Genomic DNA, 17701 nt, shown 5'->3' on the forward strand with positions numbered 1-17701 from the left:
AAAAATATGGAGAAGATTATGAGAAAGGTAATAATTTTTAGTTTGCTATCTACTCTTGTTTTTTCATTTTTTTCGTTGACGGCTGCTTGGGCGGTAATGCCAATTAAATTGGCACATCCCAATGTTCCCGCAACCCCAATGGGACGAGCTTATGAATTGTTTAAAGAAGATTTGGAAAAACGTTCCAATGGATTTTTTAAAGTTCAAATTTATGATAGCTCGAAATATGGAAATTTTGATGCAGTAGTCCAAGGTATAAGCATGGGGGTATTGCAAATGGGTTCTGACGGTATTGGAAATTTTTCTGTGTTTAATGATGCTTTAATGTTATATGATATGCCATTTCTTTTTCCAAGTTATGAATCCTGTGATCTTGTTGAAGATGGACCTATTGGGTAAGAATTGGCAAAAAGCCTTGAAAAACAAGGTATTATTGGTTTAGGCTATATTGATATAGGTTATAAACATATTTTTAGCAACCGTCCGGTACGTAGTTTGGAAGACGCTAAAGATTTGAAGATTCGCTCAACACATTCAAAAGCACATATCGCTGTTTTACAAGCGCTTGGAATGAATCCGACTCCAATCGCATGGGGTGAAGTCTATACAACCTTACAGCAAGGTACCGTCGATGGTATTGATATTGACCTGAATTTAGCATATTTTAATAAATTTCATGAAATTACAAAATATGTGACATTAAGCGGAACGGTCTATACCCCTCACCTTGTTTTGTTTTCAAAGCGTGCTTGGGATAAACTTAACCCGGAACAACAAGGCTGGATAATGGAATCTTTTAAAGTTATGCAAGATTTTGAGCGGAAGACAAACCGTGCTAACGAAGAAAAGATCATTGCGGAAATGAAGAAAATGGGGGTTGAAGTTATTGAATTACCTCCAGAGGAAAGAGCTCGTTGGGTTGAAGCGACAAAGTCAGTTTATGAAAAGTTTGCTGATCAAGTAAATCAAGAACAATTAAAAAGAGTTCAAGAACTTGTGCAACAATAACCTAAGCCGGAGGAAGATTTTTTCTTTCTTCGGCTTAAGAGGTTTATATGTTAAAATTATTTGATAAAATTGATGAAAATTTATCAGCAATATTTCTGGGTGCAATGACAGTTATTACCGTAATTCAAATCGTATTTCGTTATTTTATTTCTTATTCTTTATCATGGCCGGAGGAATTGGGACGATATTTGTTTATTGCTGCCGTTTATATTGGAGCAAGTTATGCTGAAAAGGAAAATAAGCATTTAGCAATTACTATTTTAAGAACCAACGCAGGAAAATTGTGTGCAAAGTATGTTCCTGTTTTAGCTCAAATTGTGGATTTATTGTTTTGTGTAATCATGACATGGTGGGGAATGATTATGACACAATTTGTTTACCATTCAAATCAGTTGGCACCGGCAATTTTAGTTCCTATGTATGTTATTTATGCGGTTTTGCCTTTTGGTATGGGATTAATGGCAATTCGGGCTTTTGTGAACTTGATTAAATTTATACAGACGGCAAGAAATGATTTTTAATGCAAAATTGAGGTGTCAGAATGGAATTACCAATTTTATTAGCAATTATTACACTTATTGTTTGTTTAACATTAAGTGTGTCCATCGGCGTTTCTATCGGACTATGTGTTGCGGTTGCTGTGATTGTCGGTGATTTGCCCGTTGAATTTTTAATGCAGAAGATGTTTAGTTCTTTGGATTCTTTTCCGTTGCTTGCAGTTCCTTTTTTTATTTTGGCAGGTGAAATCATGCAAAAAGGAAGCATGGCTCAAGCACTTTTAAATATCTCACGGTGCTTGGTAGGTCATATCACTGGCGGTATGGCACATGTTTCTGTTCTTACTTGCATGTTTTATGGTGCTTTGTCAGGATCAAGTCCCGCAACTGTTGCCGCGGTTGGAGGCATTATGATTCCTGCCATGAAAGAAGACGGATATCCGGAAGATTATGCGACAGCTGTAAATACTTCTGCTGGGTGTCTTGGAGTGATGATACCTCCTTCCGTTCCATTGATTATTTATGGGACAACGGCTAATGTTTCTGTCGGGGATCTTTTTATTGCAGGTATTATTCCCGGGATTTTTGTTGGAATTTTTTTAATGCTGATGAGTTGGTATTTGGCAAAAAAACGTAATTATGGTAATTTGATTGAAAAAGCTTCCTGTAGGGATACGTTTGATGCATTAAATAAAGCGAAATATGCTTTACTTGTTCCTATCATTGTTTTAGGCGGTATTTATGGAGGAATAACAACTCCAACCGAAGCAGGGGCCATAGCGGTTATTTATGCTTTTTTCGTTGAATTTTTTATTTTGAAGACATTGACATTAAAACGTATTATAGAAATTTTTAAAAGTGCCGCTGTAACCAATGCCGCAATTTTTATTGTTGTTGCGACGGCCACAGCTTTTGGACAATTATTGATGATTTATTCTGTGCCGGATTTGCTTGTTGACACATTATCTGGGCTTGTTTCAAATAAATATTTATTGCTTTTTGTTGTGCTTATTTTCCTTATTATTATGGGAACCTTTATGGACGCGCTTGCCAATATTCTTATTCTTACTCCATTGCTGCAGCCTCTTCTTATGAGTGCAGGAATTGATATGACTCATTTTGGCATTATTATGATTGTCGCTTGTGCAATGGGCTTTTTGACTCCTCCGGTTGGGGTGAATCTTTTTGTGGGCTGCGGAATTTCTGGAATGAGCATCGAACGGCTAAGTTATGCTGTTTTGCCTTTCTTGGGAGCAATGATTGTTGCGTTGTTGCTATTGACTTATATCCCTGCAATTTCATTAATGCTTTTATAAGAATTTGGTGAAAATTTTATACTGGTTATAGTGACTTATTGGATTTTCTTTGTTTTTTTAATTGAACCTGATAGCCTAATGTGAATTTTTATAATGGTTTTATAGTGATAAAAGTTTGCATTGGGCTGTTTTGTATTGTATTAATGAAAAAAAGTAGTATTAATAAAGGTAACTATGGATTTTACTGCTATTGAAATAAAACCCGCCAAGATCGCTCTTATGGGGCACAATGGAGTTGGGCATGCCGTAAGCCATTCCGGTTTTAGACAAGATGATTCTTATGGGTTTGCAATGCTTGTGAATATGTTACAATTATGTGTTCCTCTTGATTTAACAATTAAAAATATTTGGACGGATACTTATGGTATTGAAATTGAACTTATTTGTGGAGGAAGAGCAAAAGCTTATGTTCGGCGTGGTGTGAGCTTTGCAGAGAAAGAACTATTAAAAAATGCTCTTGGCTTATCTTCGTATGCTCCGCAAAATTTGGCAATGAAGATTTTTGGAAGAATATACGGACAAGGTGTAAACGAAGTTTGTTCTGCTTTTAATTTAGCTTATTCTAAAGCGATATTGGATAGTTACAGAACGGCATGGACAGAAACGCATTATGCGGAAGATACCATTTCAAATAGTGCGGGAGCATTTCTGGCTGGTTGTATGCGTATGAATGGACAAGTTGTTGCATGGATGCTGACGGTGAATGCAGGGCAGGGAGGACTTGGTCCCATTGAAGATTCTGAGGGAAATATTCCTATAGGCAGCAAGGGTGAAATCATGCAAAAAATGGGTATGGATACTATCCCTACCATTGTTCTTGAAAGTCGTGCGTATGTGCCTGCTCTATCAAAGGGTTTGAAAGAAGCGAGTTTTTGGGTTCGTTGGAATAAAGAGTATGATAATAGTGTTGTTGGAAAAGCCTTGGTACAGGTTCTAAAAGAAGAAAGCTTACCCTATGTATTTTCTGATGATGCTTATATGCGTAATGATTTAAGCCTTGAGAAGGAGAGTGAAAGAATTGGACAATGTCTGATTGAACTGGGAAAACAATATAAGCAAAGTCAAACTTCTGCAGAACGGGTTGAAATTGCAGGAATTTTAGCACAGCTTGTTTCTGAAGATATGGGTGGAAGTATTTTTATGAGCAATAAACTTTTTGCATTAACAGCGGGTGGAGGCTTATTTCCCGGACTTGCCGCAGTTTTTTCAGTGCTTGTTCCATATTCTGAGTATGTCGTTACGCAACAAATTGATTATAGAAAAAAGGAAATTGAGCAATCCGCCTTAGTTCTTGTAAAAGCAATTCAATATATTCTTGAACATTACGCAGAAACTTTGGAAGAAATCAAACGGAAAAGAATGGTGATTTCTTCTGTCGAGTTATTGCAATTAAGCTGAAATCAATAAGTGTATTTTCATCCTAAAAGTAAAATTATTGAGGTGATACGTTGCTATAATATAAAAATCCCCCCTTAACTTCGGTTAAGGAGGGCGGTTCATGATTGTTTGTGTTTGTTTTAGTCAACAGCAACCATGCTGAGGTTATATTCCACTTCCATTCCGGCTTCCAAGGAATAGGTCAGCAAAGAGCCGTCAAGCATGTTTTCTTCGACCTTTTTATAAATATCGCGGTATTTTTCTTCAAGACCGATTTCAACATCAAGAATAAGCACGGAATAACGGGTTCTCATCGCGTGGTCTTTTTCTTTTTCCGTATCGGCAGAAGCGCGGATGAATTTTATTTCCGCTCCGTTTCTTTTGAGGGAATTGGCAAAGGTGTTGATGTAACAAGCCAGCGCCGCAACGCAAAGAAACCGTTGTCCCGTGTGGTCTTGGTTTCTTTCCTCGTCGGATACCGCATTGAAATTGAACTCGATTTTCGGCAGAATAACGGAGTTCACGTTATAGGTGTCAATACCTTTTTCCATGTCACGTTCAAAAGTGATTTTCGGCATGGCATTCTCCTTGATGAATTTAAAGATGAAATTAAAAGTGATTGATTGTTTCAGCGTCAAGACAGAGGTCTGTGATTTCGTCTTCTTCTATGATTTCAATGCCTTCAATGATGTCCTTTTCGTCAATGCCGCGCAGTTCGAGACATTTTTTCCTGCAATAAAGGGGAGCGTCGGCGTCCAGCAATTTTTGTATCATGGCAGCATGGTAGCCTGATTTTTGGGTTGCGCACCAAACCCCTTCTTCGGAAAAAACGAGTTTGACATCGAAACCTTTTTCATGACACGCCCAAGCCATTCTGATTCCCAGGGCGGAGAGCTCGACCCCCAGGGGCTTCGTATCAAAGATAACAAAAGAATTTAACATGGTTCGCTCCTTTAGTGCCCAATGGTGAGAAAAACATCGGAAGTCATTAAAAATTTGGTGAACGTTCCCCCTATGTCGCCCCATTGTATATTGCCGGCATAAGGATACGCTTCAATTCCGCGTGCATGCTCATTGGTATGGCAGGTGGAAATATTCGCTCCCAGTTCGCCGAGTTCGATTAACTTTTTAATAACTTTGTTTTTTTCAATATGGTCTATGAGCGTTTGATTGATATGCAGATCTCCGGTAATCGGAGTTTCCGTTTTGGAAAGATTGACAGCATTGCCGAATAAATAAATATTTACTTTGTGTCCCTTTGCAAGAACTGCTTTTGCCAATTTTACGGCTGTAAGGGCATCTTCGTTTTCGGCAGCTCCGGAAGTGAGCATGATGGTAAGTGTTTTCGCCATGGCAATTTCCTTTATAATGAAACGACTTGTTCGTTATCAAATAAAATATCGGCAATTCGGGCATAGCTGACCGTTTCGCAAGTATCGCTCACTGCAATGTTTCTTGCCTCTATGGCTTCTTCTTCCGCATAAATTTCTTCAACGTTTAACGCTTCAAATTGTTTTTGCCAATATTCCGCGGCAAAGCATACGCCATCGCCAACGAGCAAAAGGATTTTATCTTCATCGCCGCCGGCAAGAGCAAGGCGCTTTATGAGCGACGGATTGGATTTATTGATAAAAAACAGCATGGAAGACCCTCCTTGTCATAGGGGTATTGTTTTCATCCGCTTGTTATAAAAGAAAAAGGGAAGGGGTGTTTTTGAATAAAACGGTACCCGCATTTGTGAAAACAAATGCGGGTACGGATTGATTATGCGCAGTCGTGTTTATCCCATGGTTCCCTGTTGTCACGGGCGATAACGGATTCCATGCGGCTGATCGCTTCTTTCAGTTTGTTGATTTCGGAAATTTTGAGGTTCGGGTCTTTCATCATTTGATATAAAATGGCGCCGGTACATTCTGCCGTAATCGGCAAATCGGTGATGTTGGCGATGGTCACGTAAATATCTTGGGCATTGACGGCACGGTTCACCGCACCGGCTTTATTGTTTACGCCGTGTCCCCAAAATGCCGCGCCCTTATCGGAAACCACAACAACAAGGGTTCTGCGGTCAACGTTTTCAAGAATCACATCAATATTGCCGTCTTTTGTGTATACGCAAGCCTCTCCGGCTTCAAGCGCCTTTACAGCCTCATCGCAGCTTGCGATGCTTTTGCCGTAGCCTGCGACAAGGGTTTCCAAACCGTTTGCATCCGCTTGTGCGAAGGTTGCGCATTTTTTACCGAATTTACTGTCCGCGTCAAATGCCACAGCATTTGAGAAAATGATAATCGCTTTTTTTTCAGCCATGATATTTTTCCTTTTTTGATATTATACTAAGTTTGGATTTTCTAAGATTTGATAAATCGGACCGCCTTCGGCATCGGCAGGAACAGGATTTCCCGTCACATAGCAAAGGGTCGGAACAATATCTGCAAGCCAGCGCGGACGTTCGTAACGGAAGCCTTTTTTCACATTGGCGCCGTAGAACATGAGCAGGTTTTTAAGGCTGCCGCATCCTGATTCGCCGGTCGGGAAACCGTAGCCGTGTTCCGCCATATATTCGGGTTTCAAAGCGTAAACAACGTCACCTGCTTGCGCCCCGCCCATACCGAACACATGGGCGTCTTCTTTGCGTACCGCCAAAAGCACGGGACGTTCACCGGTTTCAGGGTGTTTGTAATCAAGCAGGGCGTCGATGATTTGGTCGCGCACTTTTTCGTAATCTTCAGCTTCCACAATGCCGCCGGGGTACTTGCCTTTCAGGTTCACGTAAACGAACATGTAGCGCTGCGGAACGGCGACTGATTTTGAAACGTCGAGAACATAGTCGAAACCTTCCGTTTCTTCGTAAATATCCCAATAGTTTTCTGATTTTTTCGGCTCGTAAGAACAAAGCCCGGCTTGTTTCAAGGCATGCGCCGTATTGAGAATCGGTCCGATGGGGGTTGCTCCGTGGTCGGAACAGATGCAGGTTATGCAGTCGTCACCGAAAGCGTCGAGCAGGCGGCCAAGCATCGTGTCTTCAATTTCGTAAATCTTCCGTTCGAGGGTGCGGGCGTTTTTGCGCTTTTCAGGGTCTTCGCTGTCAATTTCATGGAGGAAGCCGTGATAGAACCAGTCAATGGGGTGGGAATGCATATAGAACAAATCCCAGTCGGGGTTTTTCTTAAGCAGTCCGTCCACCACATTCCAAAGCCAATCGCTGTGGAATTGGACGAGTTCGCCGACGGTTTCAAGGTCGATGACCTTATGCATGTAAGCGACCAAGCCGATGTCGTTTGCCGTGATTTGCTTGGAAAGGTCGATACCGTCCATGGCGCCTGCCGGAGCCACCCAGCCGAGATGTCCGGCGATACCGGACACATACAGGAGGAAATCTTCCGCGTCTTCTGAAAGTTTCATCAATTTGCAGCGGAACGTGCCTGTTTCCATGCGTCCGTCTTCGGCGACTTTGAATTCATGATTGATAGGAGCGCTCCATTCACGGTTTTTAATGGTGCAAAACGCCTTGCCGTAATCGCGTTCCGGGCAAAGGGCGACGGTATCGTAGCCGTCACCGTTCATATCAAGCGCAAGAACATACCAGACTTGGTCTTCAAGAGGGTCCATGCAGTCACGGAATTTAATGGTTACTTCCATTTCCAGCGGATCGTCTTCGCTTTCGGGAAGATTCGCCCAGCCTTTCGCCCTGTCGAAGCTGCCTTGTGAGCCCATATGATAAAAATCCGTGGAGATGACACTTTCGGAAGCTAAAAATTCCTTGTGTTCGTTACCGACCAGCGGCCAGCGTTTTTCAATGGGAGAAATGCCTTGTCCCATGACCATGACGCCGTGCTGCATTTTGGAGGGCCAGGAAACGGGATAGTTTACGACAATGGATTTTTTGCCGGCTTTGTCCCATGCGTCCCAAATGGTTTCTGCGGTGAGAATATCGGAACCGAAAGCCTGGGTTGTTTTTTTATGTTCAAGGCTTTCGCCTTCCATATAGTAATAATAGTCTTCGATACCATGGGTGCGGGGATATGCTCCGGTGCAAATGGTCGCCCATGAGGGAGGCGTTACCGTCGGAAGGTTGAATCCTTCGGGAATATAGCTGCCTTGTTCCATCACACGGCGGAAGTTTTTCAGTCCGCCTTCTGCGAGCATCGCTTCAAGACGTTTGGGAATTAAACAGTCAAAACCGATAAGGGCCGCTTTTTTTGCTTTGCTTGCCATGATTGTCTCCTTTGATAAATTTGCCATAGCGTATGATAAATCTTTTGTTCTTTTTATATCAAGAAGTATGCCAAAGGCGTTTTGCCGTTGTTTTTAGGGAATAAACGGAGTTCATTTTTCTTTTTTCATGGTTTAAACGGTTTTTTGTGAAAATAATGTGATAAAAAACGACAAATATGTCGCGTATTGTCGAAATAAGAGGAGATTTTTCTGTTTTTGAAAACAAGTGCGCGTCATTTTTGACGTATTCTTTATGGATATTAATAAAAATAATGTGGATATGTTATTATAATTATATAATATAGCAGGTGAATTTTTGTAATTGAATGATTTGTCCGTATTTTAGAAATAAAATTGTAAGCGACATTTATGTCGTACTATGGAAATAAAAAAAGGCATTGCCTGTGCAACGCCTTTTCAATTTGAATGGCTCATGCCCGCTTAGTCGTCATATTCGGCTTCAAGTTTATAGGTCATGTGTATTCCCTCATGAACGGAACCGGTAACCAAGCAGCCGTTTTTCATAATTTTTTGGCAGCGTTCGAAAATGGAATCGTCTTCGCCGTCCATTGCGACTTTCACGTCTAAATTGATGCCGGTGACGCGTGCCTGCTTGTTTTCATTATGCCCCAAATCTATGTTCGCAATGCCTTCTATTTCCGTGAAGTTTGCCCCGCGGGCGGTCAGCGCGCTTCCCAAGGTTGCGATGTAGCAAGCTAAATTGGCGGCGGAAAGAAGGGATTTCGCAAGTCCTGCCCTTTGTTCTTCCGGGATTTTATCGTAATCGATGATGATGTTGTCTATTGCGGGAATGCCGAAATCAATGGTGTGAACGTTTCCTTTGCGTGAATACTTTACAATAGGTGCTGACATAAGATACTCCTTAACAATTTACAGTGCCTCAAAAAATTTATAGTGTTTTCATACGGTATGGTGTTTCTATAAATTTAGAGTATCTTATAGCAAAAACTGTTCCAAAGGAATTGGAGTGTCCTATGGCAAACTCATTCAAATTTCATTTTATTCCGAACTGCTTTATTTTTCTTTGCAGCGTTCTTAAATTCATGTCGAGGCATTCCGCGCACTTAGCCGTATTTCCTTGATTTTGGGACAGGGATTTCATAATGATTTGCCTTTCAAACTCTTCCGTTGCCTCTTTGAAAGAAAGCGTATTGGCGGTCAGATTCATTAAGAAACTGTCTTCTTCGGAAAAATGCAGGCTTTTGAGCGCGTCTTCGCCAAGAAACAGGTATTTATCCAAAAAATTATGCAGTTCCCGCACATTGCCGGGCCAATGATAGTTTTGCATGGCTAAACGGACTTTCAGCGGCAGCGTGATTTTAGCATTTTTGCGTTTGAAATAATTTTCAACCAAAAGGAATAAGTCATTTTCCCTTTCCCGCAGCGGGGGCAGATGAATTTCCAGCACATTAATCCGGTAAAAGAAATCCGAACGCATGTTTTTTTCCTGCACCATTTGGTTTAAATCCCTATGCGTCGCCGTGATCAGACGAAAATTGGAATTTTTGGGCGTGTTGCTTCCCAAAGGCGTATAGGTTCTGTTTTCCAGCGTGCGCAAAAGTTTCACCTGCAAATTGAGGGGGATTTCCCCTATTTCGTCTAAAAAGAGCGTGCCGTTGTCGGCGGCGGCGATGAAGCCTTGTTTATTGGCGTAAGCGCCGGAAAAAGAACCTTTCGTATGTCCGAAAAATTCACTTTCCATAAGCTGTTCGGGAATAGCCCCGCAGTTGACGGGAACATAATCGCCCTTTTTGCCGCTGTATTCATGAATGGCTTTTGCAACCAAGTCTTTTCCGCAGCCGGTTTCTCCCAGTATGATGACATTCATATCGTTTTCAGAAGCTTTCATAATGAGTTCATAAACATTTTGCATGGCTTTGCTTCTGCCGATAATGCGTCCCAGGCCGTTCGCCTGCTCTATCGAGGCTTTGAGCTGTTTATTTTCTTCCTGCAATTCCAGTTCATTGAATTTTTCTTCGGAAATATCCATGATTACTCCCTTGTAACCGATGATATTTCCTTGCTTGTCATAATCGCCCGCACCGATGTCCCAAACCCATTTCAAAAGCCCGCTCGCGAATTTTATGCGGTATTTCATTTCATAGGACTTATGCTCCCTCACTTGGTCATAGCTGTAATTATGGGTTCTTTTTACATCGTCCTCCGTCATTAAATGTTCAAGCACGTTTTTATTTTGTTTTATAAATTCGGCTGCGGAAATGCCCACAAGCTCCATGCAGCCCTTGCTCGCGTATTCCAAAATAAGGGAATAATCATACGGATTGTCCGTTTTTGAGGGAATGAATTTGCAATAATAAGCCAAACCCGGCAGAATATCGAAAATATTTTTTTCAAACTCGCTGAAATAATTGCCGTCTCTGTATTGTACCATAAAATTCCCGCCTTTTTTCCAGTATATAGAAGAAGAGTGTGTTAGTAAATAATAAAAAAAGCCGGTATCGAGCCGGCTTTCTTCTTTTTGGCGATTATGAACAAAATATTTTTTATCGGCAGTCTGTCACTTCGTCCAGTTTGTCGCCTTTGAGCATTTTTATCCATGCGTAGGCAAGGAGGATGACAGGAATGCAGATGAAAATACCCGCCAGCTTGCCAAGCATTTTTGCAACTTCAAGCCCGCCCATGGTAAGGGCTCCGAAAGCGAGCAAGCCTTGCAAAAGCGCCCACATGACCAAATTGTATTTGTTGGGATCGTCGTTGACTCCGATTCGTTTGGTTGCTGTTGCCGCCATGATGTAACAGCTTGAATTGATGCTTGTTGCCAGGAAAATGGTTGAAACCATCGCATACACGATAAAAACCACGGTGCTGAAAGGCAGCGTGTCAAAAACTTCCGCCATGAGGGCGGCGCCGCCTTGCTTCACCAAAATACCCGTAACGTCAATGATGTTGTTGTGTGACAGGTATAAGGTGTAGGAGCCAAGCACGCCATGCATGCAGTAACCGCCAAGAACCGCGAAGAACAAACCGCAGCCTACGATTTCCCTGACCGTTCTTCCGCGGGAGATCCTTGCAATGAATAAGCCCATGAAAGGTCCGTAGCCCAGCCAGTTCATGGCATAGAACATTGTCCAGTCCTGGGGCACGGTTTGGTCGGTGAACGGGTCCGTCCAAAGGATATAGGTAAGGAAGTTGTTGGCTGTTCTGCCCACGGCGTTGGTGAACGTATCGAACAATGTGGCTGTCGGACCGCACAAGAAAACATAAATGAGCAAAGCAAACGCCAAAAGCACGTTGAGGTCGCTTACTGTTTTAATTCCTTTTTTCAAACCGAAATAAACGCTGACGGCGGAAATGGCGATAGTCGTGAGTAAGATTTTGCCTTGCAGGGCGAGGGAAGGTTCAAAGCCTGTCACTTTGCAGATGGTCGCTTCCACGGTCGGCAGGGAAAGGCACATGGTCATTGTCGTACAGAACATCAGACCCAAAATGAAGCAGCAGTCCAAAAATCTGCCTAGGAATTTGTCTTTGCGTTCGCCGATGACAATTTCAGAAGCCGCGCTCACACGCAAAAGAGGCTGTCTTCTGATGTGGAACATATAGCAGATAGGCAAGGCGCAGATGAAATAAGAGCTCCATGCTGTGGGGCCCCAGTTTAAAAGAAGGAAACTTAGGCTGAGGTTGTACGCCTCCACGCTTTCGGGCGCCGCATTCATAGGGGGCGTCACCAAATACCATGAGGGTTCGACAATAGCCCAGAACATGCATGCCCCTGCAACGCCGGAGGTGAAAATCATGGCAGCCCAGGAACCAAGAGGAAATTCGGGTTTTTCGTCAGGGTCGCCAAATTTTATGTCGCCGTATTTGCTTATGGCGAAATAAATGAGCATGAAAACAAAAATCGTCACAAGCCATAAAAACGAACTGCCCAATGCCTTGTTCAGCGGGTTCACAATGCCTTTTAAAAAGGCTTCCATTTCCGCGCTGAAAAAGATTGCAGGCAAGCTGACAAGCAATAAAACAAGAACAACCGGCAAGGCAATTGATTTTTCAACGCATAAATCATTTTCATCCAATGGTCTGCAAGTGAAATCGTCGTCTTTTGCCATGGGAACCTCCAATGTGCATATGTTTTTTGCTCTAAAAATCACAAAACATGCCATTACGAATAAAAAGTATTATATTGGCATATTAGGATAAATAGGATTGGAAAAACGCGTATTGCTTTGTCCATTAATGCGACATTTGTGTCGTTCAATTCTTTTTGAGAGAAATAATTAGTTTTTTATGACGACAACTTTGACATTTTTTTGAATTTTACTTTTAGAATGACAAAGAAAATTTCATTTATTTCCAGGTGATTAGGTTTTTGAAAGCGGGAAACGTTTTTTATGACAAATATGTCGTCAATGAAAAGATTTTATCGTTCTTTTTGGAACAAAGTCCTTTCATTATTCCGATATATATAATGAATACAGCGGAAATTCGGACTTTTCGGGGGGTTTTCGCTTGGCATAATTTTTGCTTTTTTTTATGGCAAATATTTGCAGAGGTGCTTATGGGGTCAGAAATACTCACTCAAACAAATTTTGTCAAAACAGCGGAAAGGGCGGCGGAACTGCGTGAAAAAAAAGATTTGCTCTTTGCCAAAAAAGGTTTGGTTCTTGGCATAATCGGCGGTATCACGTGGGCGGTATCAAGCGTTTTTCTTTTGGGCATGGGGGTTAAAAGCGGTGCCTTCGCACAGCCTGAATATTGGCTTGTCGCTCCTTTTGCGGCTGCGGGTATTCATGATTTTTGCGGCGCAGTCACATCTTTGGCAGTCAATGCTTACAGAGGGCAATTGAAAGAAATTCCCCGAACCATTAAAAATAAAGCCGGCAGGCTTTGCATGCTCGGCGGATTTTTGGGCGCGCCTTTCGGAATGGGAGGGTATTTGATGGCTGTTTCCTTAACCGATCCGGCGTATGTTTTGCCGATAACTTCCCTGTACCCCGCTTTTGCGGCTATTTTGGCAATGGTCTTTTTAAAGGAAAAAATCATCGGAAGAGCATGGATCGGTTTGCTCGGCTGTATTTTGGGCGTGTTCATCATCAGTTTTGTCGCGCCTTCCGGCGGCGGGTCCGAATATTTTTATTTAGGTTTGCTTTTCGCCGTTGTCGCCGCCTGCGGCTGGGCCTGCGAGGGCGTTGTGGTGACCTCCGGAATGGATTTTGTCGAACCCGGCATTGCATTGAACATTTATCAAATGACTTCCGCATGCATTTACTGGTTCATTCTTATTCCGCTTGCCTGCCATTTCACGCTGCCTGCGGATATGGGTTATTTTTCAGCTATCCAAGGTTTTTTAACCAGTGACAAACTATACCTTGTCATGCTTGCGGGGATTGTGGGGGCTTGTTCCTATATGTGCTGGTATAAGGCGATGAATACGACAGGGGTAAGCCGTGCCATGGCTTTGAACATCACCTATGCACTATGGGGCGTGGTTTTGAGTGCTGTTTTCCTGGATACGGAGATTACCGTAAATCTTGTCATCGGTGCTGTCGTGATTTTCTCTGGCATGGTTCTTGTTATCGGAAATCCTAAAGACATTGTCAATTTGCGGCAAGTGGGCTAGCTTCGGGCAAACGGGGAGAAATTATGAAACATCCGATCAGATTGGAAATTTGTAAATTGTTGGATATGCATGCTTCGCTCACAACACGGGAAATTCAGGATTTGCTCTTGCAGTCCCACCCCGGTGAAAAGCAGGTTTATGCCGCCGATGAACATGTTTTGTCTTTGCGTGCTGTCGGCATTGCGGAGCTTGTGGAAGAATGGGTTGAGGACGCCGGCGAGGGGGAAATGCTGATGCAGCGCTGGCGGCTGACTAAATTCGGCAGGGAAAAATACCGAAAATATTGGTAACAGGTTAATTTTCCGATATATGGCATGAAAAAGGAGCGTATGCTCTTTTTTTTATCCCTTGCAATCAGGTCACGTTAAAAGGTGACGAGGAAGAGGAGGAAGAAGACTTTTTTCTATCCCTTTTTATCAGGTCATAGTATGGTTTGTATCTAGTACCCTGCTGACATGTCAAGGAAAACAGGTAAGATTTTATTAAAAAAATGTTTTCTTGGGGAATATTGTTTGGTGCCGAATTGTTAAAATAAAAGCCGCCGTTTTGTATGCGGCGGTTTTCATTATTTTATTTGAATATGCAGGCATGTAAATTATTGTATGTTGTCGGAATTGTCCGCGCTTGCCATTGTGTAATTCGTATTCGGTATTTTCACCTTTTGTCCGATGGATAAGCTGTTGCCAGCAAGATTGTTGTAAGCGACAATCGCATCAACCGTGACATTGTAATTTTTGCTTATGCTGTAAAGGGTGTCGCCTTTTTTTACGATATGGACAATGGGTTTTGCCGCGGCGAGCTGTGTTTTGGACGGTATGGTGATTGTTTGTCCTATGGAAATGCTCGTGCTGAGGTTTTTGTTATGTGTCTGCAGTTCCGCGACACTGAGCCCGTGTGATTTTGCGATGGAATAAAGGGTATCGCCTTGTTTTACCGTATAGGTTTTCTTTTTTGCGAGATTTTGCCGCGGAGCTTCTTTGCTGTTGCTTGCAATATAATTTTCATGGGCTTTAACAAGAATGCTTTGCCCGATCGCCAAGTTTTGGGGAGACAATCCGTTGTTCATTTCCTGAAGTTCGGCAACGGTCAAACCGTGTTTTTGGGCGACGGAATAAAGGGTGTCTCCTTTTTGGATTGTGTAGCGGCTTTTTGAACGTTTTGCGGAGGAAGCGGGAGCCATTTCCTGCTTTTTGGACGCCGTTTGCTGAATTTGTTTGGTTTTATTCGCCGCAATGAGGTTTTGAACGGGTTTTTGTTCTTTGACTTTGAAATGTTGTTTGGTTCCGGGGATACGAATTTGCTGTCCGAGAGCGAGTTTGGTAACGTCTTTGATTTGCGGGTTCGCTTTTTGCAGTTCCGCAAGGGCAAGTCCGTGGTTATTGGCGATTTTGCCGAACGTGTCGCCTGATTTTACCGTGTAATTGAGATCTCTTTCAGGACGGGTTCCGAGGCTTGAGGATTTATTCGCATTTTTATCCGCTATGTAGGTGTTGTGTCCGGGAAGCCTCAAATGCTGTCCTATGCGCAAAGGTTCGCTGACGGCGTTGGCTTGGCGCAAAACGTGCACGGGCACACCTGTTTTTTTGCTGATACCGGAAAGGGTGTCCCCTTTTTTAATGGTGTATGTGGACCAGCCGGCGAGCATTTCCATGCGGCTTACTTCCAAACCTCTCGCCTGCAGGCTTGCCGGCACGTAAAAAACGGTATCGGCGTTGAGAGGGGTTACAGTTTGCAAAAAGGCGGGGTTATAGTCGCGGAAGTGTTGCCATGACATGTCCATTTCACGGGCAATGGCTTTCAAATCGGAACCGCGCTGCGCTTTTATGGCGATAGCCTGTTCTTTGATGACATTGTGCCCTTTGCCGAGTTCATTCTCTTTTGGCTCAAAACCTAAGGAGTCGAAGCTGCGGATAATTTTTGCCATGGCGATAAAGCGGGGCACGTAATCCGCCGTTTCTTTCTTGATTTTAATTTTTGAATTTTTTATGGTTTCGTTGGCATCCATAAGGTCGAAGAAATTATCCGTGCCTGTTTCCGTCAAAGCGCGTCTGATTTTTCCCGGTCCTGCGTTGTAGGCTGCCAAAGCCAAGTGCCAGTCATTAAATTCATTATACATTTCTTGGAGATAATCGGCTGCTGCATAGGTCGCCTTATATGGGTCGAGGCGTTCATCTATCCACCAGTTGATGGTTAGTCCGCAGTGCCGGGCTGTCGGCGCCATGAACTGCCACATGCCGAGGGCGTTGGCGGAAGAACGGGCGAAAGGATGATAGCCGCTTTCCACAAAAGCGAGGTATGCCAATTCTTCAGGCATATTTTTCTCACGGAAGACTTTTTTGGTGAAATCAAGATAGGGCATGGCTCTGTACATGAACCGCTCGATAGTCACGCGTCCGCGGGGATTTTTTATATAATGCTTGTATTCTTTTTCAACGCATTTCAATTGTTCCGCCGTAATATTCCTGTCGATTTCACTCACGGAGAGGAACGCTTTCTTTTCAGCTTCGAGAAGAGGACCGGTTTCTTCGTCAACGCTCAGTATGTAGTTTTCATACAGGGAATCATCGGTGGAAACATAATTGTCCTCTGGCTGATAATTTTTTGTTCCGCAGGCGGTAAGGGACAGGCAGACGGCGGCAGGCAGGATTAAATGCCTCAGTTTGGATATTGAAAAAGAACGCACAACACTCTCCTTAAAATAAGCTGTAAAAATACTTGTATTAATATTTTATTTCAGTATGCTTTGCAAAGCTTTCATTTTTTCAGCAAGGAACACTCAATGCAAGAAAAAAAATATACACCGTATGGCAATCAGAAACAAGAAAATTTAATCAAAAAAAATAAAAAAAATTCTCAACATATTTTATCGGGTTACAAGCCGGTCATGGAAGTGCTTGAAAAAGAACCTAATAAAATAGACCACTTATATTTGCGCAAAGGAAGGAATATTAAAGAAAGCAGCCGCATTCTTTCCCTTTGCAAAGAACACTCCATACGGCATACCGTTGTCGGCGACGATGTTTTGCACCGTCTTTGCGATAACGTGAATCATCAGGGCATTGCCGCGCGTCTTCGCGAGGTGGGCTATGTTCCGTACGAACATCTGCTGGAAACGGCGTTTGAAGCGCCGCTTCCGCTCATTGTCGCTCTTGATCAGGTGCTTGACCCCGGAAACGTGGGAACATTGGTCAGAACCATGTATGCGATGGGAGCGGCAGGGCTTGTTGTTCCAAAACATAACAGCGCGTTTTTAGGCGCCGGAGCTTCGCGTTCGGCAGCGGGAAGTCTGGAGAGACTGCCTATTGCCGAAGTCGTCAATCTTGCAAGATCCGTCGAGCTTGCGGAGAAATCCGGATATACGGCTTATTATGCCGATATGCATGGAAAAAACGCCCTTTTGCAGGAAACGCAGGAGGGGTTGCGGTTTCCGGCTTTACTGGTGCTCGGCAGTGAAGAAAAAGGCGTGCGCCAAGGCGTGCGGAACCATTGCTCCTGTGCTTTGTCCATTCCTTTTTTACGGGAATTCGATTCGTTGAATGTCGCCCAGGCGGGAGCGGTTTTGCTTGCTTCGTTTTTTCAGGCGCACAGTAAACGGTTTGCCTGCGAAATGAATGAAACTCAAGTGCCTGCAAAATAAATCGGTTGATTTTCGTAATTCTTAAAAAGAAAGGCGGGGAAATTTCCCCGCTTTT

16 protein-coding genes and 1 pseudogene are annotated in these 17701 nt (G+C 43.1%); 7 read left to right on the forward strand and 10 right to left on the reverse strand.

Translation table 11 applies throughout. The features are described 5' to 3' along the window. Positions 1–96 precede the first annotated feature (96 nt). From JBF11_RS08290 to JBF11_RS08305, 4 genes and pseudogenes are all read left to right on the forward strand, one after another. Positions 97–1008, forward strand: a pseudogene (locus tag JBF11_RS08290) (TRAP transporter substrate-binding protein). A gap of 47 nt (positions 1009–1055) precedes the next feature. Further along, positions 1056–1529: a TRAP transporter small permease gene (locus tag JBF11_RS08295; RefSeq protein WP_334315007.1), complete on the forward strand. Its 474-nt coding sequence runs from the start codon at positions 1056–1058 to the stop codon at positions 1527–1529. 20 nt (positions 1530–1549) lie between these two features. Continuing rightward, positions 1550–2821 (forward strand): TRAP transporter large permease, encoded by a 1272-nt coding sequence (locus JBF11_RS08300; protein WP_334315008.1) that lies wholly within the window; start codon positions 1550–1552, stop codon positions 2819–2821. Positions 2822–2995: 174 nt separating this feature from the next. After that, entirely contained in the window at positions 2996–4219 is a 1224-nt protein-coding gene (locus JBF11_RS08305; protein ID WP_334315009.1) for a hypothetical protein, read from the forward strand. 119 nt (positions 4220–4338) lie between these two features. Here JBF11_RS08305 and JBF11_RS08310 read toward each other — a convergent pair whose 3' ends face one another. The 9 genes from JBF11_RS08310 to JBF11_RS08350 all read right to left on the reverse strand — a co-directional run bounded on the left by JBF11_RS08310 (position 4339) and on the right by JBF11_RS08350 (position 12498). Continuing rightward, entirely contained in the window at positions 4339–4776 is a 438-nt protein-coding gene (locus tag JBF11_RS08310; protein ID WP_334315010.1) for an osmotically inducible protein OsmC, read from the reverse strand. Positions 4777–4807: 31 nt separating this feature from the next. Continuing rightward, positions 4808–5140 carry a DsrE family protein gene (locus JBF11_RS08315; protein ID WP_334315011.1) on the reverse strand — a complete coding sequence of 111 codons (333 nt, stop codon included), beginning with the start codon at positions 5138–5140 and terminating at the stop codon, positions 4808–4810. Positions 5141–5151: 11 nt separating this feature from the next. After that, the gene (locus JBF11_RS08320; protein ID WP_334315012.1) at positions 5152–5550 is read right to left on the reverse strand and encodes a DsrE family protein; all 399 of its coding nucleotides are present in this window, start codon (positions 5548–5550) and stop codon (positions 5152–5154) included. An 11-nt stretch (positions 5551–5561) separates the two neighbouring features. Continuing rightward, the gene (locus JBF11_RS08325) at positions 5562–5840 is read right to left on the reverse strand and encodes a DsrH/TusB family sulfur metabolism protein (protein ID WP_334315013.1); all 279 of its coding nucleotides are present in this window, start codon (positions 5838–5840) and stop codon (positions 5562–5564) included. 122 nt (positions 5841–5962) lie between these two features. Further along, on the reverse strand, positions 5963–6502 hold the full coding sequence (locus JBF11_RS08330) for an alkaline phosphatase family protein (RefSeq protein WP_334315014.1): 540 nt from the start codon (positions 6500–6502) through the stop codon (positions 5963–5965). A 21-nt stretch (positions 6503–6523) separates the two neighbouring features. Continuing rightward, positions 6524–8410, reverse strand: coding sequence for an alkaline phosphatase family protein (locus JBF11_RS08335; protein ID WP_334315015.1), 1887 nt, complete (start codon positions 8408–8410; stop codon positions 6524–6526). Between the two features lie 441 nt (positions 8411–8851). Next, positions 8852–9283: an OsmC family protein gene (locus JBF11_RS08340; RefSeq protein ID WP_334315016.1), complete on the reverse strand. Its 432-nt coding sequence runs from the start codon at positions 9281–9283 to the stop codon at positions 8852–8854. A gap of 142 nt (positions 9284–9425) precedes the next feature. Beyond that, a complete protein-coding gene (locus JBF11_RS08345) occupies positions 9426–10823 on the reverse strand; it encodes a sigma-54 interaction domain-containing protein (protein WP_334315017.1) in 1398 nt (465 codons plus the stop codon). Positions 10824–10935: 112 nt separating this feature from the next. Further along, on the reverse strand, positions 10936–12498 hold the full coding sequence (locus JBF11_RS08350) for a BCCT family transporter (protein WP_334315018.1): 1563 nt from the start codon (positions 12496–12498) through the stop codon (positions 10936–10938). Between the two features lie 449 nt (positions 12499–12947). Between JBF11_RS08350 and JBF11_RS08355 the strand changes: the two genes are divergently transcribed. Continuing rightward, positions 12948–14009, forward strand: a complete 1062-nt coding sequence (locus JBF11_RS08355) for a DMT family transporter (RefSeq protein WP_334315019.1) — start codon at positions 12948–12950, stop codon at positions 14007–14009. Between the two features lie 23 nt (positions 14010–14032). Continuing rightward, positions 14033–14299: a hypothetical protein gene (locus JBF11_RS08360; protein ID WP_334315020.1), complete on the forward strand. Its 267-nt coding sequence runs from the start codon at positions 14033–14035 to the stop codon at positions 14297–14299. 305 nt (positions 14300–14604) lie between these two features. Here the strand turns inward: JBF11_RS08360 and JBF11_RS08365 are convergent, their stop codons facing one another. Continuing rightward, on the reverse strand, positions 14605–16692 hold the full coding sequence (locus JBF11_RS08365; protein ID WP_334315021.1) for a LysM peptidoglycan-binding domain-containing protein: 2088 nt from the start codon (positions 16690–16692) through the stop codon (positions 14605–14607). Between the two features lie 96 nt (positions 16693–16788). Here JBF11_RS08365 and rlmB point away from each other — a divergent pair, with 96 nt between their 5' ends. Beyond that, positions 16789–17646: a 23S rRNA (guanosine(2251)-2'-O)-methyltransferase RlmB gene (gene rlmB, locus JBF11_RS08370; RefSeq protein ID WP_334315022.1), complete on the forward strand. Its 858-nt coding sequence runs from the start codon at positions 16789–16791 to the stop codon at positions 17644–17646. The last annotated feature ends 55 nt before the right edge of the window (positions 17647–17701 follow it).

The sequence above is a fragment of the Taurinivorans muris genome (assembly GCF_025232395.1).
GTDB lineage: Bacteria > Desulfobacterota > Desulfovibrionia > Desulfovibrionales > Desulfovibrionaceae > Taurinivorans > Taurinivorans muris.